This is a genomic window from Burkholderia sp. AU17457, from assembly GCF_002223255.1.
In the GTDB taxonomy this organism is placed as follows: Bacteria; Pseudomonadota; Gammaproteobacteria; order Burkholderiales; family Burkholderiaceae; genus Burkholderia; species Burkholderia sola.
Map to the genome: position 1 here is coordinate 295195 of NZ_NKFB01000008.1, position 19280 is coordinate 314474.

The following is a 19280-nucleotide window of genomic DNA, read 5'->3' on the forward strand; positions in this document are numbered from 1 at the left end:
GCGCCCGGCACGCCCGCGCTAGATCCGCAGCAGCCGGCCCGCATTGCCGCCGAGCACCAGCGCGCGCTGGTCGTCGGGCAGGTCCAGCCGGTCGAGAAAACGCACCGGTTGCGCGTAGCCCATGTCGAAGCAATAGTCGCTGCCGAGCACCAGCCGGTCGATGCCGACGTTCTCGATCAGAAAGTTCAGCACCGGCCCCGAGTGGGACACCGTGTCGTAGCTGAAGCGCCGCAGATAGCGGCTCGGCTGTTGCGCGAGCCGGCGCGTTTCCGGCCGGACGCTCCACCCGGCGTCGAGCCGGCCGACGAGGATCGGCAGCGCGCCGCCCGCATGCGGCAGCGTGACGTGCAGCGCCGGATGGCGGTCGAGCACGCCGCCGAGTATCAGGTGCGAAGCGGCGATTGCCGTATCGAACGGATTGCCGAGCAGGTTGCTCAGGTAGAAATCGCCGAGGCGCGCGCCGCCGACGGTTTGCTGCGGGTGCAGGAACACCGGCAGCCCGAGCTGCTCGATGCGCGCGAATACCGGCGCGAACCGCGGATCGTCGAGGTCGCGGTTGTCGATGTTCGTGCCCATGTACACGCCGCGCACGCCAGGCAGCGACGACGCGCGCTCGAGCTCGTCGATCGCATCGGTCGCGTCGAGCATCGGCAGCGTCGCGAGGACGACGAAGCGCGCCGGATGCCGCTGGTGCACGCGCGACGCGGCGGTGTTCCATGTGCGCGCCAGTTTCGCGTTGAACGGCCGGTCGCCCCAGTACGCCATCGGCACGCTCAGCGACAGCGCCTGCACGTCGACGCCCGACGCGTCCATGTCCTTGAGCCGCGCGTCGACGTCGATGAATTTCATCGGCAGCGGCCCGAGGCCGCCGGCTGGCGTGCGGAACGTGAACGTCGTGTCGTCGCACGCGAATGCGCCGCCGAACCGCTTGCCTTCGCCGCCGACGAGGTCGCAGAAGCTTTCCGGGTAATAGTGCGCGTGGATGTCGATCGCGCGCGGCCGCCGGGCCGGCAGCGTGGCTGCCGCGGACGACGCGGGCGCCGGTTGCGCGGCCGCGGCCGGGCGTCCGGCAAGGGCCGCGACGGCAAGCGCGGCGAATGTGCCGAGCATGCGGCGCCGGCCGGTGGGCAGACAGCAGGGGCAGGTCATCGGATCGTCTCCAGGTCGTGATTGTCGTGTTGTGGCGCGCCGCGGCGCGGCTGGGCGCCGAGTTCGCATGCGACGAGCTGCGCGTCGAACCGCGCGCGTTCGCGTCGCGCGCGGGCCGAGCCGTCGGTGGCCGACACCGCGACGATCGCGACGAACGCGGCGGCCATCGAGAACAGCGCCGGATATTCGTACGGGTAGGGCGCGTGCGCGTGGCCGAGCACCTGGACCCAGACGGTCGGGCTCAGCACGGTGAGCGTGACCGCCGTGACGAGCCCGATCGTGCCGCCGATCACCGCGCCGCGCGTGGTCAGGCCGCGCCAGTAGATCGAGAGCAGCAGCACCGGAAAATTCGAGCTGGCGGCGATCGAGAACGTGAGGCTGACGATGAACGCGATGTTCTGCTTCTCGAATGCGATGCCCAGCACGATCGCGAGCACGCCGAGCACCAGCGTCGTCGCGCGTGCGACGCGCATTTCTTCGCGGTCGGTCGCCTGGCCGCGGCGCAGCACGTTCGCATAGAGGTCGTGCGAGATCGCCGACGAGCCGGCGAGCGTCAGCCCGGCGACCACGGCGAGAATCGTCGAGAACGCGACCGCGCAGATGAAGCCGAGGAAAAAGTTGCCGCCGACCGCATGCGCGAGATGGATCGCCACCATGTTCGCGCCGCCGGCCACCGCGCCGGACGCATCGTGATACCGCGGGTCCGCTGCGACGAGCGCGATCGTGCCGAAGCCGATCACGATGATCAATGCATAGCCGGCCCCGACGATGCCGGTTGCATGGAGGATGCTCTTGCGCGCCGCGCCGACGTCGCCGACCGTGAAGAAGCGCATCAGGATGTGCGGCAGGCCGGCCGTGCCGAAGATGAGCGCGAGGCCGAGCGACACCGCGGACACCGGGTCGGACACGAGGCCGCCCGGCCGCATGATGGCCGCGTGCTTCGGATGGACGCGCAGCGCCTGCGCGAACAGCGCGTCGAGGCTGAAGCCGAAGCGGCTCAGCACCATGAATGCCATGAAGGCCGCGCCGGCGAGCAGCAGCACGGCCTTGACGATCTGGATCCACGTGGTGGCGAGCATGCCGCCGAAGAACACGTAGACGACCATCAGCACGCCGACGATCGCCACCGCGGCCGTGTAGTCGAGCCCGAACAGCAGCTCGACGAGCTTGCCGGCGCCGACCATCTGGGACACGAGATACAGCAGGACGATGACGATCGAGCTCGACGCGGCGAACGCGCGGATCGGCCGTGGCTGCAGCCGGTACGACACGACGTCGGCGAGCGTGTACTTGCCGAGGTTGCGCAACGGCTCCGCGATCAGGAACAGGATGATCGGCCAGCTCGCGAGAAAGCCGACCGAATAGATCAGCCCGTCGTAACCGCTCGTGAACACGAGCGCGGAGATGCCGAGCAGCGATGCGGCCGACATGTAGTCGCCGGCGATCGCCCAGCCGTTCTGCAGCGCGGTGATGCGGCCGCCGGCCGCGTAATGATCGGCGACGCTGCGGTTCTGGCGGGCGGCCCAGCGCGTGATGACGAGCGTCGACGCGACGAACAGCACGAACATGCCGATGGCGACCGGATTGTGCGGGTGCGCGAGCGGGGCGGAGCCCGCCGCGAACGCCGGCGCCGCGGCTGCGCTCGCAGTTGCAGCGAGGAGGATGGCGAAGGTGCGTTTCATTGGGCGCCTCCGTCGCGGATCGACGCGACGAGCGCGTCGTGCACCGCATTCGCACGCCGCACGTACAGCGCGACGAGCGCGAACGTCGCGACGAACATGCCGAAGCCGACCGGGATGCCCCACGTGGTCGGGCGGCCCGGCACGATCGGCCGGCCGAGCCATGCCGGCGAGAACGCCAGCGACAGGATGAACGCGAAGTAAAGCGCGAGCATGACGGCGGTCAGCGACCACGCGAAGCGCCTCCTTCGCGTGACGAGATGGCGGAAGCGGGCATCGCGCAGCAGCGGATGCGTGGCCGCGGCGGGCACGTCCTGATCGGGTGCGGGGCCGGCGGCAGCCGGAATCGAGCGGTTCACGGTGTCTCCTTGTCGGTATGGGGCGGGGCGCGATGCGGCGGACGCGAGATGTCGTGCATGCGCCCGCCGGTGGTCAGAACCGCGGCGGCACGGCCGTTTCGCGCATCACGACTTCCGCGGTGCGGTAGCGCTCGGCCATCTCGCGTTCGGTGTCGTTCTTCAGTTGCGCCTGCATGTATGCGCCGAGATGGCGCGCGTGTTCCACGATCGCGGCGCCGAACGCCGTGCGCGTTTCGCTGTACGCGTGCAGTGCGTCCAGCGGATCGGCATGCGCGGCCAGCGCGCCGACCAGCGCAAGCGCATCGCCCGCGGCCTTCGTGACGCCCATCCCGCAGTGCGGCCGCGCGACGAATGCCGCATCGCCGAGCAGCGCGATGCGGCCGAACGCCATGCGCCGCACCTCGAGGTCGTAGATCGGCTGGAACAGCGGCTGTGCGGCACGCGACACGACTTCCGCGAACTGCGGCGCGAGCAATGCATGCGCGGCGTCTTCCATGTCGGCGAGCACGTCGCGGCGGATCAGCGTCGGCGGAATGCCGGTCGCCCACAGCTTGCCCGTCGCGTCGGTGAGCAGGTTCGGCAGGTCGGTGTCCTCGCGGGTCGCGCGATACCACACGAAGTTGTAGCGGCGCTCGCCGGGCCGCGTGCTGTTGTGCTGGCCGGCGACCGGGTAGCCGAGGATCTGCTCGCGCGGCGGCAGGCCGAACGCGAACTTGTCGAACAGCGCCGCGTGCGTGCGCCCGGACAGTTCGCGCTCGTCGACGAGGCCGCGCCACGCGACGTAGCCCGCGTACTGCAGGCGCGCGTCCGGCAGGAATCGTTCACGGATCGCCGAACGGAAGCCGTCGGCCGCGACGACGAGGTCGGCATGCACGACCGACCCGTCGGCCAGCGTGAGGGTGGCGTGCTCGGGCCCGTCCGCGACATCGGCGACGACGGCCCCCGCGTGATGGTGCTGGTCGGGCAGCGCGGCGCGCAGGACGTGGTACATCTTGCTCCATGCGGTCAGCGTCTGCGGCAGTTGCCGCTCGGATGCGAGCGAGCCGTCCCGCGCGAGCGTGACGCGCGATTCGACGTTCACGCCGATCGATGCGTCGATGCGCACGCCGGCCGCGCGCAGCACGTCGAACAGCTCCGGATGCGTGACGATGCCGGCGCCGCGGCCGGACAGCGCGTCGGGCACGCGTTCGAACACGTCCACGTCCCAGCCGTTGCGCAGCAACAGGTTCGCGGCGAACAGCCCGCCCAGCGAGCCGCCGACGATGGCGGCCTTGCGATGCGTCGAATGGGTGCGCATGTCAGTCTCCACGGGTAGCGGCTGCTGCTGCGGCGCCGCGCATGTCGAGGCCGGCGACTTCGGCGGCCGGGTAGTTCAGTTCGATCGTCACGCCCGACGGATCCTCGATGAAGACCTGATGCAATCCGAGGCTCGGCACGGTGCGGTCGCGCCATGCGATGTGCTCGGCACGCAGCGTGCGCCACATCGCCTCGACGCCGGTCGCGACGAACGCGATGTGGTCGACGGTGCCGGTGCCCGCGGCCGGCACGGGCTTGTCGCCGAGATACGCGGCGAGCCCGTTCGGGTTGGCCGGATCGATGCCGATCAGGTGGACCGTGCCGTAATCGGCTTCGTCGTCACCGAGGTAGAGCCACGCGCCCGGAAAGTCGAACGGCGGGCGGTAGCCGCGTCTGAAGCCGAGCACGCGTTCGTAGAAGCGGCACGATGCGTCGAGATCGGGCGTGCGGATCGAGTAATGCGCGAGTCGGGATACGGGCATGACGAACCTCTTGTTTATCGAAGGATAAGTTATCGTTCGATAAATTCTAGGCCGAAAACGGCGTAGCGCAAAGCCGTGATCGAGTCGTGTTAACCCTTGGCCCGGAATCGGGGGCGAATCGGGGATGAACGGGCGCCGATGGCGCCGCGTGTCGCGTTACGACGGAACTTCGCCGGCGACGACTTCGTCCGCGTAGCACCAGATCCAGCGCTCGCCGGGCTCGATCGAGCGGACGAGCCGGTGGCCGGTTTCGTGGAAATGCCGGCTCGCATGGCGATTCGGCGACGAGTCGCAGCAGCCGACGTGCCCGCAGATCAGGCACATCCGCAAATGCACCCAGCGGCTGCCCGATCGGATGCATGCCTCACAGTAGTCCTTGTCGGTGTCGAACACGCGTGCTTCGTCGAGATGCGTACAGGCGTTGGCCATCTTGCGCTCCGGTGCCGGCGCGGGAGCGACGCTTGCGGCACGGCCGGCGCGAAGCCGCAAGCGGGAGGGGTACGCGGCATTGTGCAGCGTCGCGTCGCGGCCGCACCTTAATTGTCATGAAGCGGCCCGCGCGGCGCGCGGCGGCGGCGTACAGTCGCGGATGCGTCCGGCGGGGCACTGGTCGGACCGCATTCGACATCGACATCATCGGGAGGCGCTCATGGATCAACCGCAACACCTGCGGATCGTCGGCCTGCCGCACAGCAGGGATGCGTACGCGATTCGCGATTTCCTGCAGCGGCGCATGATTGCGTACGACTGGTGCGAGCTGACATCCGACGCGGACTGCGCGCAGGTGCTCGGCATCGCGCCGCTGCGCGACATCCGGCTGCCGGTCGTGATCTTTCCGGACGGCTCGCGCCTGTACCAGCCGACCCTGGCCGAGATCGCCGCGCGGCTCGGCTGGATCGCGCGCCCGCGCTTCGTCGAATACGACGTGTCGATCTACGGCGCGGGGCCGGCCGGGCTGTCGGCGGCGGTCTACGCGGCGTCCGAGGGGCTGCGTGCGGTCGTGATCGAGCGCGGCGCGATAGGCGGGCAGGCCGGCACGAGTTCGCTGATCGAGAACTACATGGGCTTTCCCGACGGCATCCCGGGTGCGGAGCTCGCGGAACGCGCGCGCGAGCAGGCGGTGAAGTTCGGCGTCGAGCTGCTGACGATGCGCGAGGGCGTGCATGCGACGTTCGTCGACGGCAAGATCCGCGTCGAGCTCGCCGACGGGTCGATCCTGGTCGCGCGCGCGAACATCTGCGCGACCGGCATCGAATATCGCAGCCTCGGGCTGCCGGAGGAGCCGGCGTTTCTCAATGCGGGGCTGTTCTACGGCGCCGGGTCGAGCGAAGCGCCGATGTGCGCGGGCGAGCAGGTGTTCATCGTCGGCGGCGGCAATTCGGCCGGCCAGGCCGCGATGAATTTCGCGCGGCATGCGCGTCAGGTGACGATGCTCGTGCGCGGTGCGTCGCTCGCCGACACGCTGTCGCGCTACCTGATCGACCGGATCGAGCGGACGCCGAACATCGAGGTGCGCTACCGGTCGAGCGTCGCCGCGCTGCACGGCGACGGCTGGCTCGACGCGATCGAGCTTCGCTCGGCGGACGGCACGCTCGAACGGCTGCCGGCCACGCGCCTGTTCGTGTGCATCGGCGGCGCGCCGAATACCGACTGGGCGAAGGACACCGACATCATCCGCAATCCGGGCGGTTATCTCGTGACCGGCGGCGACCTGTACGACTGTCCGGCGTTCGAGCGCGTATGGCCGCTCGAACGCCGGCCGTACCATCTGGAAACCAGCGTGCCGGGATCGTTCGCGGCCGGCGACGTGCGATCGGGATCGGTCAAGCGCGTCGCGTCGGCGGTCGGCGAAGGCGCGATGGCCGTGACCTTCGTGCACCGGTTTCTCGGCGAGGATGCCCATCGGCTCGCGGGCGCGTGACGCGCTCGCGGGCCGTTCGATCCATTCATCGCGCGTCGGCCTGCGTCGCGCCGCGTAACCCGTCCCGGCCGGCGCGCGCCGGCGGCGTCCATCCGCCGCCCAACGCGCGCACGAGGCTCACCGTCGCGACGGCCAGCGCCTGCCGGCTGTGAATCAGCTGGCGCCGCGCATTCAGCGCATCGCGATCGGCGTCGATCACTTCCAGGTAGCTGACGTAACCGTGCGCGTAGCGGCTCAGCGACAGCCGCGCCGCCGCGTCCGTCGCGCGCGCCGCATGGTCGTAGCGCACGATCCGCTCCTTTTGCGCGGCGATGTCGTTGAGCGCATCCTGCACGTCGCGCAATGCGCCGATCGCGGTCGCGCGATAGTTGGCGTCGGCGACGTCCGTGCCGGCCCGCGCGGCGGCCACCGCCGCGTCGCGCTTGCCGCCGTCGAACAGCGTCAGCGCGACGTTCGCGCCGAGACTCCACAGCGAGCTGTTGCGGTCGAGAAACGACCGCAGGTCGCGGGTGGCGAAACCGCCGTCGGCGGTCAGCGTCAGCGTCGGCAGCCACGCGGTGCGCGCGATGCCGAGCTCGAGCGACGCCGCGTCGGCGCGCCGTGCCGCCGCGAATACGTCCGGGCGTCGGGCGAGCAGCGCGGACGGCAGCCCGGCCGGCACATCCGGCACCTGCACGGGCACGGCGCCCGTGTCGACGTCGAACGCGGTCGGCGACACGCCGGTCAGCACCGCGATCGCGTCGACGAGGTTCTCGCGCAGCCGACGGCTCTCCGCGAGATCGGCCTGCGCGGTATCGAGATCGGCCGACGCGCGCAGCCCGTCGAGATCGCTCGCCGCGCCGGCCCGCACGCGCGCGGCGATCACGTCGAGCGCGGTGCGCCGCAGCCCGATCGCGCGCGTGAGCGTCACGAGATCGTCGTCGACGTAGCGCAGCGTCAGGTAGTCGATCGCGACTTCGGTCGCCACCCGCAGACGCACCGCATCGCGGTCGGCCGCCGCCTGCAGCACGTTCTGTTCGCCGACGTCGGCATCGCCGCGCAAGCGCCCCCATAGATCGACTTCGTAGCTCGCGGCGACGGGAACCGACCAGTTGTGCATCGTGCGCTTCGGCAGCGCGTTGTCGACCGTGCCGGATACACGCGTACGGCTGAACGACGGGTCGACGCGCACGGTCGGCGCCAGCGCGGCCTCGCGCACGCCGAGCAGCGCCTGCGCCTGGTCGACGCGCGCGGCCGCCGCGCGGATATCGAGGTTGTGCGCGAGCGCGGCGTCGACGAGGCGGCCGAGCTGCGGGTCGCCGAACCCGGCGGGCCACGCGGCGAGCGACGGCGCGCGCGCATCGGTCGACGGATCGGCATGGCGGAACCCGTCGTGTCCGACCGGAACGGGCGCGAGCGGCTGCGGTGCGATCGAGCATGCGGCCAGCAGGCTCGCGGCGAGCACGGCGAAGGCGCGCTTCATTGCGCTGCGCCGCTGTGCTGCAGCGTGACGACGACCGACAGCCCGGGCCGGATGCGCGGCTCCGTCGCGGCCGGACCGTCGAGCAGGATCTTCACGGGTACGCGCTGCGTGACCTTCGTGAAATTGCCGGTCGCGTTGTCGGGCGGCAGCAGCGCGAACTGCGCGCCGGTCGCGGGCGACAGGCTGTCGATGCGGCCGCTGAACGCGCGCTCCGGCAGCGCATCGAAGCGCAGTTGCACGGCGTCGCCGGCGCGCACGTGCCGCAGCTGCGTCTCGCGGAAATTGGCGACGATCCACGGATGCGGCTCGACCAGCGTGAGCAGCGCCTGGCCGGGCGCGACATGCTCGCCGGTCTCGACGGTCTTCTTGCCGACATAGCCGTCCGACGGCGCGACGACCGCCGTGTAGCCGAGCTGCAGCAGTGCGTCGCGCAACTCGGCATCGTTCTGGCTCGACGCGGCGTCGGCGGCCTGAGCGGCGGCGATGGCGCTGCGCCGTTGCGCATCGGCCGCCGCAACGCGCGCGCGGGCGGACTTGCGTGCGGCATCGGCCGCATCGAACTCCTGCTTCGACAAGCCGCGCGGCGTCTCGCGGGTCAGTTCGCGTGCACGCGCGTAATCGAGTTCGGCCTTTTCGGCATCGGCGTGCGCCGATACGAGCGCCGCGTCCGCCTGCTCGATCAGCGCGCGGGCGCGGCTCGCATCGGCATGCGCCTGGGCGACGCGTGCGCGCTGCGCCGCGACGCGCACGTCGAAGTCGCGCCGATCGATCTGCACGAGCGCGTCGCCCGCGTGCACGAACTGGTTGTCGTCGACGAGCACACGTTCGACCGTGCCGGCGACGCGCGGCGAGATCACGTGCAGGTGGCCGGTCACGTACGCGTCGTCGGTGCCGCGATCGCGTGCGTCGAACTCGTACACGAGCAATGCGACGAGCAGCAGCGCGATCGCGGCGATCGCGACGATGGCCGGCTTGCGGGAACGCGCGGGCACGGCGGGCGACGGCGCGGAGGAGGGTGGGGTCATGATCGGCAAACTCCAACGTACGGGCAGGATTCGACGCACCGCGTTATGCTTGCGCCAGCTTGACAGGCGGGAGCCGCTCGACGATGAACACGACGTTCGCCACCGGCAGTGCCGTGCCGGCGCCGGCCGCAGGGCCGGCCTCCGACATTCCGACGTTTCGGTCGATCGCCGCGATCGCGGCCGTGCTGCTCGGCGCGATCATCGCGACGCTGACGTCGCGTATCACGTCGCTCGGGTTGGCCGACGTGCGCGGCGCGCTGGGCATCGGCTTCGACGAAGGCGCGTGGATCAACACCGCGTTCACCGCATCGCAGATGTTCGTCGGGCCGCTCGCGATCGCGGCGGCCTTCATGTTCGGCACGCGCCGCGTGCTGGTCGCGGGCGCCGTGGTGTTTCTCGGCGCGGAAACCGTGCTGCCCCTCTGCACGCAATTCGGCGCGTTCATCGTGTGCCAGGCGATCGCGGGGCTCGCGTCCGGCGTGTTCGTGCCGCTGACGGTCGGCTTCGTCGTGCGCACGCTGCCGCCGCGCCTGATTCCATTCGGCATCGCCGCGTATGCGATGAATCTGGAGATGTCGCTGAACCTGTCTGCCACGCTCGAAGGCTGGTACAGCGAACACCTGAGCTGGCGCTGGCTGTTCTGGCAGAACGCGGCGCTGACCGTGCCGTTCATCGCGTGCCTGATGCTGTCGCTCGCCGACGAGCCGATCAAGCGCTTCGCGTCCGGCATCGACGCGCGCGGGATGCTGCTCGGCGCGGGCGGGTTCGCGTGCCTGTGCATCGCGCTCGACCAGGGCGAGCGGCTGTTCTGGCTGCAGTCGCCGCTGATCGTCGCGCTGCTGGCCGTCGGCATCCTGATGATCGCCGCATTCCTGATCCACGAACTCGCGTCGCCGCGCGCGGGCATCGATCTCGGCTATCTGGCGCGGCCCAACATCGCGCTGTTGATCCTGCTCGTCGGCCTCGTGCGCTTCACCGTGCTCAACACGAGCTTCATCCCGTCGCTGTTCCTCGCCAGCACGTACGGGCTGCGCCCGCTGCAGATCGGCGATACGCTGCGCTGGATCGCGATGCCGCAACTGCTGTTCGCGCCGTGCGTCGCGCTGTTGCTGCAGCGTGTCGACCCGCGCCGGCTGATCGTCGCCGGCTTCGCGATGGTGGCGATCGCGTTCGCGCTCGGGTCGCGGCTCACGCCGGTCTGGGCCGAGCCCGACTTCATTCCGTCGCAACTGCTGCAGGCGCTCGGCCAGACGATGGCGCTCACGTCGGTCATCTTCTTCTTCGGCAAGCACGTGACGGCCGAGCATGCGTTGACGTTCGGCGCGGTCGTGCAGGCGACGCGCCTGCTGAGCGGACAGCTCGGCACGACGTCGATCGCGGTGATTCAGCGGATCAGGGAGGCTACCCATTCGAATCTGGTCGGTCTGCATGTGTCGCTGTCGGATCCGGAAACGCTCGAACGGCTGCGGGCCGGCGCGGCGTCGCTGGTCGCGCACGGCGCCACGTTCGCGACGGGCAACCAGGCGACCTATGCGCTCGTCGATCGCGCGGTGCGCGTGCAGGCTACCACGCTCGCGCTGGCCGACAACTTCCGCGTGGCGATGGCGTTCGCGCTCGCCGGCGCGCTGCTCGGCATCCTGCTGCGCCCGGTGCGGGCGCCGTGAGCGTCGCACCGGGCGATCTGAAATTTCCTGAAAATTCCTGAACGGCGTGTGTGCAGCGTCCGTCGCGGCGACATGTGCGCCGCCGCGGCGGACGGCGCGCTTACGCCTGCAGGAACGCGAGCAACTCGGCGTTGATGCGGTCGGCGCTCACGACGCACATGCCGTGCGAGCCGCCCTCGATCACCTTCAACACCGCGTGCTTGACGATCTTCGACGACAGCCGGGCCGAATCGTCGATCGGCACGATCTGGTCGTCGTCGCCGTGCAGCACGAGCGTCGGCACGTCGAATTTCTTCAGGTCGTCGGTGTAGTCGACTTCCGAGAACTCCTTCACGCACAGGTACTGGCCGTGGATGCCACCCATCATCCCCTGCGACCAGAACGCGTCGATCGTGCCCTGCGAGACCTTCGCGTTCGGGCGATTGAAGCCGAAGAACGGCACGGCGAGATCCTTGTAGAACTGCGAACGGTTCTCCGCGACGTTCTTGCGGATGCCGTCGAACACTTCCATCGGCAGGCCGCCCGGATTGGTCGGCGACTTCACCATCTGCGGCGGCACCGCGCCGATCAGCACGGCCTTCGCCACGCGCTTCGTGCCGTGGCGGCCGATATAGCGCGCGACTTCGCCGCCGCCGGTGGAGTGGCCGACGAGCATGGCTTCGCGCACGTCGAGCGCGTCGAGCAGCGCGGCGAGATCGTCCGCGTACGTGTTCATGTCGTTGCCGCGCGACGGCTGGCTGGAGCGGCCGTGACCGCGGCGGTCGTGCGCGATCACGCGATAGCCGCGCTGGACGAGGAACAGCATCTGCGCATCCCACGCGTCCGCGCACAGCGGCCAGCCGTGCGAGAACACGACCGGGCGGCCGCTACCCCAGTCCTTGAAGTAGATCTGCGTGCCGTCCTTGGTCGTGATCGTGTTCATCGTCTGCGCTCCTGCATGGACTGAAGAGGGGCTTGGGGACGGCGTGCCGGCGGCGGCCGCCATCGCGGGCAGCGCGGCCGCGGCAACGGCCGTCGCGCCGGCGAGCAGCATGTCGCGGCGGCGGGCCGACGCAACGGCATCGGTCTGTTCGGGATGCATCTGGACTCCTGAGGTAGGCGGCGGCGAGGCCGCACGGGATGGTGGATCGGTGGCGGCCGGCCGCGGCCATCCCGCCCGGCAGCCGTCCGGCGTGCGCTGCCGCGCGTCGACTGGCGCGCGCGGACGAACGAATGCCGTCGGGAGCGTATCCCGGCGCGATGCGCGCCGTACTGAAATCCGGCTGAATTTTCTTGAACGCCGCGGCGCCGCGCGCGGATTTGCCGCGCTGCAGAAAAATTAAGCGCGGGACAGGGACTCTTCAGCGCACGGCGACTATCGTCAACATCGGGTCACCGGCACACGTTGCGCGCCACGCGAACGGGCCGGCGGGCCCGCTCCGCCCGTCACCTGCCTGGATATGCCGCCATGGACGCCTTCAATCGCTGGGAGCACATGATCACGTCGCTCGGACCGCTGCCCGTCGCGGGCGTCCGGATGCTGCCGATGCCGCGCGCGCGGGAGACGGACGGCTCGCGTCGCCCGCATCGGGACGATGCGCCGGTGCCGTCGAGCGGCGACGTGCGCCGCCGCAGCGCGATCGTCGCCGTCGAGCGGCAGACCGATTCGTCGATGCTGGTGTCGTGGAGCGATCCGACGCGCTGCCGCTACGACGAACAACGCTGGATCTGCGCGAAGGCGCGCAGGCTGGCGCGCTGCGCGCTCACCGGGCAGCCGATCCGGATCGGCGACGCGATCTACAAACCCCAGTGGCGCGGCGAGAAACGCCCCGCGAACTGCCGCGAGATGGTCCTCGCGACGGCGCTCGAGCAGTTCGTCGCCCGGCAGTCCCGGGCATGACGCACCGCGCCGCACGCTTCGGCCGCGTGCGCGGCCGCGACTTTCCTACCTGAAAGGAACCCTCATGAGCACGTTCACCACCCGCGACGGCGTGTCGATTCACTACAAGGACTGGGGCAGCGGCCGCCCGGTCGTGTTCATTCACGGCTGGCCGCTGAACGCCGACATGTGGGATGTGCAGATGCATCATCTCGCGTCGCACGGCCTGCGCTGCATCGCATACGACCGGCGCGGCTTCGGGCGGTCCGGCCAACCGTGGAGCGGATACGACTACGACACGCTGGCCGACGATCTCGCGACGCTGCTCGAGACGCTCGACCTGCACGACGTGACGCTCGTCGGCTTTTCGATGGGCGGCGGCGAGGTGGCCCGCTACATCGGCCGGCACGGCACGCGCCGCATCGCGAAGGCGGTGCTGATCGGCTCGGTGACGCCGCTCGTCGCCCGCCGCGACGATCATCCGGAAGGTGTGGACGTCGCGGTATTCGACGGCATTCGCGCGGGCATCGTGGCCGATCGCGCGGCGTTTTTCGACGGTTTCTGGCCGCTCTTTACCGGTTCGAACCGCGACGGCTCGACGGTGTCGCGCGCGGCGCTCGGCTGGACGTCGGTCATGGCGCTGCAGGGCGGACTGAAGGGCACGCTCGATTGCGTACGCGCGTTTTCCGAAACCGATTTCCGTGCCGACCTGCAACGATTCGACGTGCCGACGCGGGTGATTCATGGCGACGACGACCAGACGGCGCCGCTCGCATTGACCGGCGCCGCCACCGCGAAACGGGTCCCGCATGCGACGCTGAGCGTCTACGAAGGCGGCCCGCACGCGCTCTACCTGACGCACGCGGCCAGGCTGAACGACGAACTGCTGGCGTTCGCGCGGGCCTGAGCCCGCGCCGCGCGGCGAATCGCGCCGCAAACGCGGGCAAGCGCGCCGACGGACAGATAGTCGGCCGGCACAATAAAGGCGTCTGAAAATAAACCGGCCGGTCAATCAAAACGAACAATGCGGCGCATTGCTCCGATCAAAAAACATTTCGTCTGATATAACGAAATCGTATTTATCGGCGCATCCACGATTTGCACATGAAACGTGCGCGGCCCTGCCGCATTTCGGTGCGGGGGCGCAAGGCAGCGCTTCGGGGCGGCATTTTTCGTCATTTCAAAAAAATCGTGCCGTTCATTCTGATAATTTGAATCATTCGACCATGCAAATACCGTAGCATTGATACCGAACCGGCCCCCGATTTCAGCGGGGCGCCGTTGAATGTCACCCTCAAGAAATTCTCATGATCCGGATTGGAACACTTCACGTTTTTCTCGACAGACGTGAAATTCGTTCGAACGGCAAGCTGCTGCGCATCGGCAGCCGCGCATTCGAAATTCTCGAGCTGTTGATTCGGGCGAACGGCGCGCTGGTATCGAAAGACGACATCATGCAGCGCGTATGGCCGCACACCGTGGTGGAGGAAAACAACCTGCAGGTGCACATCGCCTCGCTGCGCAAGGCGCTGGCCGGCGACCGGAACCTGATCGTGACGGTGCCCGGCCGCGGCTATCGTCTGGTCGTCGGGCAGGACGACGGCGACGCGCCCGTGCGTCCCGCGATGTGGCGGCCGTCCGCTGCGCCGAGCGCGTTGTTCGGCCGCGAACAGACGGTCGCCGACGTGCTGGCCGCCCTGCAGGGCGCGCGCGTCGTGACGCTGGTCGGCGCGGGCGGCATCGGCAAGACACGGGTCGCGATCGAAGCGGCGGCGCGCGCCGACGCGCGCTTTCCGGAAGGCACCGTGTTCGTTTCGCTCGCCACCGTCGCGTGTCCGCGCTTCGTGCCGGATGCGCTCGCCGGCGCATTCGGCATCACGCAGCCGATCGGGTCGCTGACCCTCGAAGCGGTGCTCGCCAGCGTCGCGCGTCGGCGGATGCTGCTCGTGCTCGACAATTGCGAGCATCTGCTCGACGCCGCCGCACAGATCGCGAGCGCGCTCACCGATGCGGACGACGGGCTGTGCGTGCTCGCGACGAGCCGGGAATCGCTGCGCATCCACGGCGAGCGCGTGTGCCCGGTGCCGCCGCTCGACGTGCCCGACGAAGGGGCTGGCGATCACGAGGCGATGCGCGCGAGCGCGGTGCAGTTGTTCGCGGCGCGTGCACGCGCGGCCGATCCGCGTTTTCCGCTCGATGCGCGCAGCCTGTCGTTGATGGCGTCGGTCTGCCGCCGCCTCGACGGCCTGCCGCTCGCGATCGAGCTGGCCGCGGCCCGCGCCGCCGTGCTGGGCATCGACGTGCTGGCCGCCCATCTCGACGATCACTTTCGGCTGCTGACCGGCGGTTTTCGCACCGCGTTGCCGCGTCATCAGACGCTGCAGGCGATGTACGACTGGAGCTACCGGCTGCTCGGGGAGGCCGAGCGCCTGCTGCTCCGATGGCTCGGCGTGTTTCGCGACGGCTTCTCGATCGAGGCCGTGCGCGAGGTCGTCGGCGCCAACGGGCTGGCCGGCGCCGACCTGCTCGATACGATCGCCGGCCTCGTGTCGAAGTCGCTGCTGATCCTCGAGACCGCACACGGCGCGCCGCGCTACCGGCTGCTGACGACCACGCGGGCCTACGCGCAACAGCAGCTCGACAGTCACGGCGAGGGGGCGGCTGCCGCGCGCGCGCATGCGACCTACTTCCTCGCGTTGTTCCGGCGCGCGGCCCACGGTGGCGACGAGCCGCGCAGCGACGCGAACGGCACGACCCGGCTCGATGCGGTGCGGCGCGAACTCGGCAATCTGCGGGCCGCGCTCGACTGGGCGTTTTCGGCGCAGGGCGACGCGGCGCTCGGCATCGCGCTCGCGGCCGTCGCGGTGCCTTGCCTGTTCGACCTGTCGCTCGTCGACGAATGCCGCGAGCGGGCGCGCGTCGCGCTCGATGCGATGCGCGACGCGGACGCGACCCCCGTGTCCGACGATGCGCGCGTGCGGTTGCTGGCCGCGTATGCGGCCGCGCTCGCGCATACCGCGGGGTCGACACAGGTTGCGCACGATGCGTGGTCGGAGGTGCATGCGCTCGGACTCGATGCGGCCGAGGCCGAGCTGCCGTCGCGCGAGTCGTGACGCCGGGTTCTCGCGCGTCTGCCGTGTTTCAGAACGATTCAGCCCGGTTACAGGACGGCGGCGGGCGGCACGCGTAGATTGCCTGAACGGAGGGCGCCCCGCACTTCGTCGGCACGCGTGCGCGCCGACCCCGTGCGCTCGCCGACATCGCGCGACCCCAATGAACGCCGGCGCGGGCGAAACGCCCGGCGTGCGCGCGGCCGCGCATCCCGCTCAATCGACGAACCGCCGCATGAAACCTGACCAACCGGACCTTTCCCGTCGCGCGACCGACCTCGGCCTGCTGTTCCTGCGTGTCGCCGCCAGCGTGCTGCTGCTCGTGGTGCACGGCTTGCCGAAGATCGTCCATTACACGGCCGAAGCCGCGGCCATCGAAGATCCGTTCCATCTTGGCCGCACGCTGTCGATCCTGTTCGCGATCTTCGCGGAGGTCGTGTGCCCGATCTTCATGATCGTCGGTCTGTACCCGAGGCTGGCGGCGCTGCCGGTGATGATCGTCACGCTCGTCGCGCTGGTGTTCGTCCACCCGGACTGGCCGCTGCGCGATGCGCAGTTCGCGTGGATGCTGCTGATCCTGTTCGGCACGATCGCGATCGCGGGCGCCGGCCGCTATGTGTTGCCGTTGCCGGGCGTCGTGCGTCGGCGTGACTAGCCGCAGCCCGCGCGTCGGCGGGCAGCACGCGATGTGCCTGACGATTCCGTTCCCGCGGCGACCGACGTGCTGCCGCTTCCCCCTTTTCGCGCGCCGCGCTTGCGATCCGACATGTTGAATTTCTCCGATACGGCGATCTACGGCGCGCCGATCGTGCTCGCCGATCTCGCCGCGTGGCGGCTGTTCGCGCGCGATCGCCCCGTGGTTCGCGCCATCCGGCGCTGCGCGGCGTTCGCCGCGTTGAGCGCCGTGCTGTTCGCGACCGGCGTCAGCCCGCTCGCCGTTCCCGCGTCGCTCGGCGGGTTCGACCGGATCGTGGTCCAGGCCGTCTGCATCGCGTGGTGGCTCCAGTGCGCGATCGTGTTCAGCCTGCTGCTCAATCACCTGCTGCTGCCGCGTGCGTGGCACAGCCAGCGGCTCTTTCACGATATCGCCGCGGGCATCGTGTTCGGCGCGGCCGCGGTAGCCGCGCTCGGCTATGTGCTCGGCCTGCCGTTGAGCGGCCTGGTCGCGACCTCCGGCGCCGTCGCGGTGATCCTCGGTCTCGCGCTCCAGAACACGCTGAACGACGTGTTCTCCGGGCTCGTGCTGAACACCACGCAACCGTTCCGGCTCGACGACACGGTGTCGATCGGCGAGCTCGAAGGGCGGATCGTCGAGAGCAACTGGCGTTCGACGAAGCTGATCGACAGCCTCGGCAACCTGGTCGTCGTGCCGAACAGCGCGGCGGCGCGCGCCACCATCGTGAACCTCAGCGAGCCGGCTGGCCTGCACGGCGTCACGCTCGCGCTCGACCTCGATCCCGCGGTGCGGCCGGCCGTCGCCGTCGGCGCGCTGGAACGGGCCGCGGCGAGTTCGCTCGACGTGCTCGCGCGCCCGGCGCCGATCGCGGTCGTGAAGGCGTTCCGCGCGAACGCGATCCAGTACGAACTCGTCTGCTACGTCGATGCGCTACAGAAGAAGACGACCGTGCGCAACGCGCTCTACGATCTCGCGCATCGGCATCTGGCCGCGGCGGGCGTCGCGTGGCGGCCGCTCGGCGGGCCGGCGCCGGCGTTCGCATCGCCATCGCCATCGCCATCGCAAGGGCATCCGGTATCGCGTCGGCTGCTGCTGTTGCGTGCGGTCGAATTGTTCGCGTGCGTCGACGACGACGATCTGGCCGTGCTGGCCGATGCGCTGATATCGCGTTCGTTCGGCAAGGGCGACGTGATCTATGCGTCGAATTCGGAGTCGCGCGTGCTGACGATCGTCGAATCGGGCGTCGCGGCGGTGTTCGTGCCGGGCGCGTCCGGCGACGTCGAAGTCCGGCGGATGGCGCCGGGCGATGCGATCGGGCAGTCGGTCGTGCTCGCCGGCACGCGGCTTCACGCGACCGTCCATGCGGTGACCGCGATGACCGTGCATCAGCTTCGCAGCGAGGATCTGTCGGCGCTGATCGGCAGGAAGCCGGCGCTCGGCAGGCTGATGTGCGAGTCGCTCACCGACCATATCGCGACGGAGGAGAGGATGATGATTCCGCCGGTCGAGAAGGCGCACGCGGGGTTCAGCCTGATCGGCTGGCTCGAGAAGGAAATGAAGCGGCTGCACGATTCGCTCGGCTGACGCGCGTGCGGCTCCGGCGGCCGGCGCCCGTGAACGGGCGCGTCAGTCCGGCGTCGTGAAACGCTCGACGAGATCGGGCTGGTCGAGTTGCTCGACCCACCAGTGCAGCGCGCGGCCCGCCTCGTCGCCGCGCCACGCGAGATAGCAGTGCGTGGTGTCGCGCATGCCCGTCACCTGGCGCGCGACCAGCTTGCCGTCGGCGATCGCACGCGCCGCGATGCATTCCGGCAGGGTGCCGACCGCGAGCCCTTCGCATTGCGCTTCGAGTTTCGCGGCCAGCGTCGGTACCGCGAGGGTCGGCTGGCCCGCATCGATCGCGACCGACTGCGGCTGCAATTCGCGCGACGTATCGCTGATCACCGCGCCGCGATACTGGACGACCGACGCCATCGCCAGCGGTTCGGGCATCGACGCGAGCGGATGGGACGGCGCGACCGCGAACACGTGTTTCAGCGAGCCGATCGGCCGCGCGACGATGCCCGGCAATTCCGGCGGTTCGCCCGCCGCGCCGACGACGAGATCGGCCCGGCGCGAAATCAGCGCATCCCACGCACCGCCGAGCACTTCGGTCGACAAACGCAGCCGCGTGTCCATCCCGAGCGCGTAGAACCGGTGCACGTACGGCCACAGCGCGTCGAACGGCAGAATTTCATCGATACAGACGCGGACTTCCGTTTCCCAGCCTTGTTGCGCCCGCAGTGCCTTCATTTCGAGTTGTTCGGCCGCGCGCAGCAGGCGCCGGCCTTCCTCGACGACGATGCGTCCCGCATGCGTGAGCTTCGCGCGCCGTCCGCTGCGGTCGAACAGCGCCACGCCGAGATCGCTTTCGAGTTTCTGCACCAGGTAGGTCAGCGCCGACGGCACGCGATGCAGCAGTTCCGCTGCTTCGGCAAAGGTTCCGGTGCGGTCGATCGCGTCCAGGGCTTCGAGCGCTTCGAATGACAGCTTCATTGCGAATTCCCGTAGAGGTGGCTGGCGCATCATACCAGTGCCGCTACGGCGCGAGCAGCGTGCG

The 19280-nt window shown here is 69.7% G+C and carries 18 protein-coding genes; 8 read left to right on the forward strand and 10 right to left on the reverse strand.

Annotated features, from left to right (window positions below; genetic code table 11):
• Nucleotides 1-18: 18 nt before the first annotated feature.
• The 6 genes from CFB49_RS31235 to CFB49_RS31260 form a co-directional block, all read right to left on the reverse strand.
• The gene (locus tag CFB49_RS31235; protein ID WP_069619191.1) at nt 19-1149 is read right to left on the reverse strand and encodes an amidohydrolase family protein; all 1131 of its coding nucleotides are present in this window, start codon (nt 1147-1149) and stop codon (nt 19-21) included.
• Nucleotides 1146-2831, reverse strand: coding sequence for a cation acetate symporter (locus CFB49_RS31240; RefSeq protein WP_089437661.1), 1686 nt, complete (start codon nt 2829-2831; stop codon nt 1146-1148). Before CFB49_RS31240 ends, CFB49_RS31235 begins: the two co-directional genes overlap by 4 nt.
• Nucleotides 2828-3187, reverse strand: a complete 360-nt coding sequence (locus CFB49_RS31245) for a DUF485 domain-containing protein (protein WP_069619189.1) — start codon at nt 3185-3187, stop codon at nt 2828-2830. Before CFB49_RS31245 ends, CFB49_RS31240 begins: the two co-directional genes overlap by 4 nt.
• Before the next feature lie 73 nt (nt 3188-3260).
• Nucleotides 3261-4484, reverse strand: a complete 1224-nt coding sequence (locus CFB49_RS31250) for an FAD binding domain-containing protein (RefSeq protein ID WP_069619188.1) — start codon at nt 4482-4484, stop codon at nt 3261-3263.
• A 1-nt stretch (nt 4485) separates the two neighbouring features.
• Nucleotides 4486-4965, reverse strand: coding sequence for a VOC family protein (locus CFB49_RS31255; RefSeq protein ID WP_089493305.1), 480 nt, complete (start codon nt 4963-4965; stop codon nt 4486-4488).
• A 156-nt stretch (nt 4966-5121) separates the two neighbouring features.
• Complete coding sequence (locus tag CFB49_RS31260; protein ID WP_069619186.1) at nt 5122-5394, reverse strand: UBP-type zinc finger domain-containing protein; 273 nt, start codon at nt 5392-5394, stop codon at nt 5122-5124.
• A gap of 220 nt (nt 5395-5614) precedes the next feature.
• Here CFB49_RS31260 and CFB49_RS31265 point away from each other — a divergent pair, with 220 nt between their 5' ends.
• Entirely contained in the window at nt 5615-6886 is a 1272-nt protein-coding gene (locus CFB49_RS31265; RefSeq protein WP_069619185.1) for an NAD(P)/FAD-dependent oxidoreductase, read from the forward strand.
• Between the two features lie 25 nt (nt 6887-6911).
• On the opposite strand, the gene CFB49_RS31270 is transcribed toward CFB49_RS31265, so the two are convergent.
• A complete protein-coding gene (locus CFB49_RS31270) occupies nt 6912-8348 on the reverse strand; it encodes an efflux transporter outer membrane subunit (RefSeq protein WP_069619184.1) in 1437 nt (478 codons plus the stop codon).
• Complete coding sequence (locus CFB49_RS31275) at nt 8345-9373, reverse strand: HlyD family secretion protein (protein ID WP_089438137.1); 1029 nt, start codon at nt 9371-9373, stop codon at nt 8345-8347. The genes CFB49_RS31270 and CFB49_RS31275 overlap by 4 nt, the downstream gene beginning before the upstream one ends.
• Before the next feature lie 83 nt (nt 9374-9456).
• On the opposite strand from CFB49_RS31275, the gene CFB49_RS31280 reads away from it, so the two are divergent.
• Nucleotides 9457-11037 (forward strand): MFS transporter, encoded by a 1581-nt coding sequence (locus tag CFB49_RS31280; protein ID WP_069619182.1) that lies wholly within the window; start codon nt 9457-9459, stop codon nt 11035-11037.
• A 100-nt stretch (nt 11038-11137) separates the two neighbouring features.
• Here the strand turns inward: CFB49_RS31280 and CFB49_RS31285 are convergent, their stop codons facing one another.
• Nucleotides 11138-11959, reverse strand: a complete 822-nt coding sequence (locus tag CFB49_RS31285; RefSeq protein ID WP_256122016.1) for an alpha/beta fold hydrolase — start codon at nt 11957-11959, stop codon at nt 11138-11140.
• Here CFB49_RS31285 and CFB49_RS37195 point away from each other — a divergent pair.
• The 6 genes from CFB49_RS37195 (at nt 11946) to CFB49_RS31310 (ending at nt 18265) form a co-directional block, all read left to right on the forward strand.
• Nucleotides 11946-12359: a hypothetical protein gene (locus CFB49_RS37195; protein ID WP_373452664.1), complete on the forward strand. Its 414-nt coding sequence runs from the start codon at nt 11946-11948 to the stop codon at nt 12357-12359. The genes CFB49_RS31285 and CFB49_RS37195 overlap by 14 nt on opposite strands.
• Nucleotides 12360-12484: 125 nt before the next feature.
• Complete coding sequence (locus CFB49_RS31290; protein WP_069619180.1) at nt 12485-12916, forward strand: DUF3331 domain-containing protein; 432 nt, start codon at nt 12485-12487, stop codon at nt 12914-12916.
• A gap of 64 nt (nt 12917-12980) precedes the next feature.
• Nucleotides 12981-13802 (forward strand): alpha/beta fold hydrolase, encoded by an 822-nt coding sequence (locus CFB49_RS31295; protein WP_089493306.1) that lies wholly within the window; start codon nt 12981-12983, stop codon nt 13800-13802.
• A 400-nt stretch (nt 13803-14202) separates the two neighbouring features.
• Nucleotides 14203-16008 (forward strand): winged helix-turn-helix domain-containing protein, encoded by a 1806-nt coding sequence (locus CFB49_RS31300; RefSeq protein ID WP_069619178.1) that lies wholly within the window; start codon nt 14203-14205, stop codon nt 16006-16008.
• A 232-nt stretch (nt 16009-16240) separates the two neighbouring features.
• Nucleotides 16241-16660 (forward strand): DoxX family protein, encoded by a 420-nt coding sequence (locus CFB49_RS31305; RefSeq protein WP_069619215.1) that lies wholly within the window; start codon nt 16241-16243, stop codon nt 16658-16660.
• 111 nt (nt 16661-16771) lie between these two features.
• The gene (locus CFB49_RS31310; RefSeq protein ID WP_089493307.1) at nt 16772-18265 is read left to right on the forward strand and encodes a mechanosensitive ion channel family protein; all 1494 of its coding nucleotides are present in this window, start codon (nt 16772-16774) and stop codon (nt 18263-18265) included.
• 42 nt (nt 18266-18307) lie between these two features.
• Here CFB49_RS31310 and CFB49_RS31315 read toward each other — a convergent pair whose 3' ends face one another.
• On the reverse strand, nt 18308-19216 hold the full coding sequence (locus CFB49_RS31315; protein ID WP_069619176.1) for a LysR family transcriptional regulator: 909 nt from the start codon (nt 19214-19216) through the stop codon (nt 18308-18310).
• Between the last annotated feature and the right edge of the window lie 64 nt (nt 19217-19280).

What these genes read in the sequence shown, in the direction of transcription:
- CFB49_RS31255 (WP_089493305.1), bottom strand. Translation starts at nt 4,965, where the DNA reads ATGCCCGTATCCCGACTCGCGCATTACTCGATCCGCACGCCCGATCTC.
- CFB49_RS31270 (WP_069619184.1), bottom strand. Translation starts at nt 8,348, where the DNA reads ATGAAGCGCGCCTTCGCCGTGCTCGCCGCGAGCCTGCTGGCCGCATGC.
- CFB49_RS31310 (WP_089493307.1), top strand. Translation starts at nt 16,772, where the DNA reads ATGTTGAATTTCTCCGATACGGCGATCTACGGCGCGCCGATCGTGCTC.
- CFB49_RS31280 (WP_069619182.1), top strand. Translation starts at nt 9,457, where the DNA reads ATGAACACGACGTTCGCCACCGGCAGTGCCGTGCCGGCGCCGGCCGCA.
- CFB49_RS31295 (WP_089493306.1), top strand. Translation starts at nt 12,981, where the DNA reads ATGAGCACGTTCACCACCCGCGACGGCGTGTCGATTCACTACAAGGAC.
- CFB49_RS31235 (WP_069619191.1), bottom strand. Translation starts at nt 1,149, where the DNA reads ATGACCTGCCCCTGCTGTCTGCCCACCGGCCGGCGCCGCATGCTCGGC.
- CFB49_RS31240 (WP_089437661.1), bottom strand. Translation starts at nt 2,831, where the DNA reads ATGAAACGCACCTTCGCCATCCTCCTCGCTGCAACTGCGAGCGCAGCC.
- CFB49_RS31275 (WP_089438137.1), bottom strand. Translation starts at nt 9,373, where the DNA reads ATGACCCCACCCTCCTCCGCGCCGTCGCCCGCCGTGCCCGCGCGTTCC.
- CFB49_RS31300 (WP_069619178.1), top strand. Translation starts at nt 14,203, where the DNA reads ATGATCCGGATTGGAACACTTCACGTTTTTCTCGACAGACGTGAAATT.
- CFB49_RS31260 (WP_069619186.1), bottom strand. Translation starts at nt 5,394, where the DNA reads ATGGCCAACGCCTGTACGCATCTCGACGAAGCACGCGTGTTCGACACC.
- CFB49_RS31315 (WP_069619176.1), bottom strand. Translation starts at nt 19,216, where the DNA reads ATGAAGCTGTCATTCGAAGCGCTCGAAGCCCTGGACGCGATCGACCGC.
- CFB49_RS31305 (WP_069619215.1), top strand. Translation starts at nt 16,241, where the DNA reads ATGAAACCTGACCAACCGGACCTTTCCCGTCGCGCGACCGACCTCGGC.
- CFB49_RS31285 (WP_256122016.1), bottom strand. Translation starts at nt 11,959, where the DNA reads ATGAACACGATCACGACCAAGGACGGCACGCAGATCTACTTCAAGGAC.
- CFB49_RS31250 (WP_069619188.1), bottom strand. Translation starts at nt 4,484, where the DNA reads ATGCGCACCCATTCGACGCATCGCAAGGCCGCCATCGTCGGCGGCTCG.
- CFB49_RS31290 (WP_069619180.1), top strand. Translation starts at nt 12,485, where the DNA reads ATGGACGCCTTCAATCGCTGGGAGCACATGATCACGTCGCTCGGACCG.
- CFB49_RS31265 (WP_069619185.1), top strand. Translation starts at nt 5,615, where the DNA reads ATGGATCAACCGCAACACCTGCGGATCGTCGGCCTGCCGCACAGCAGG.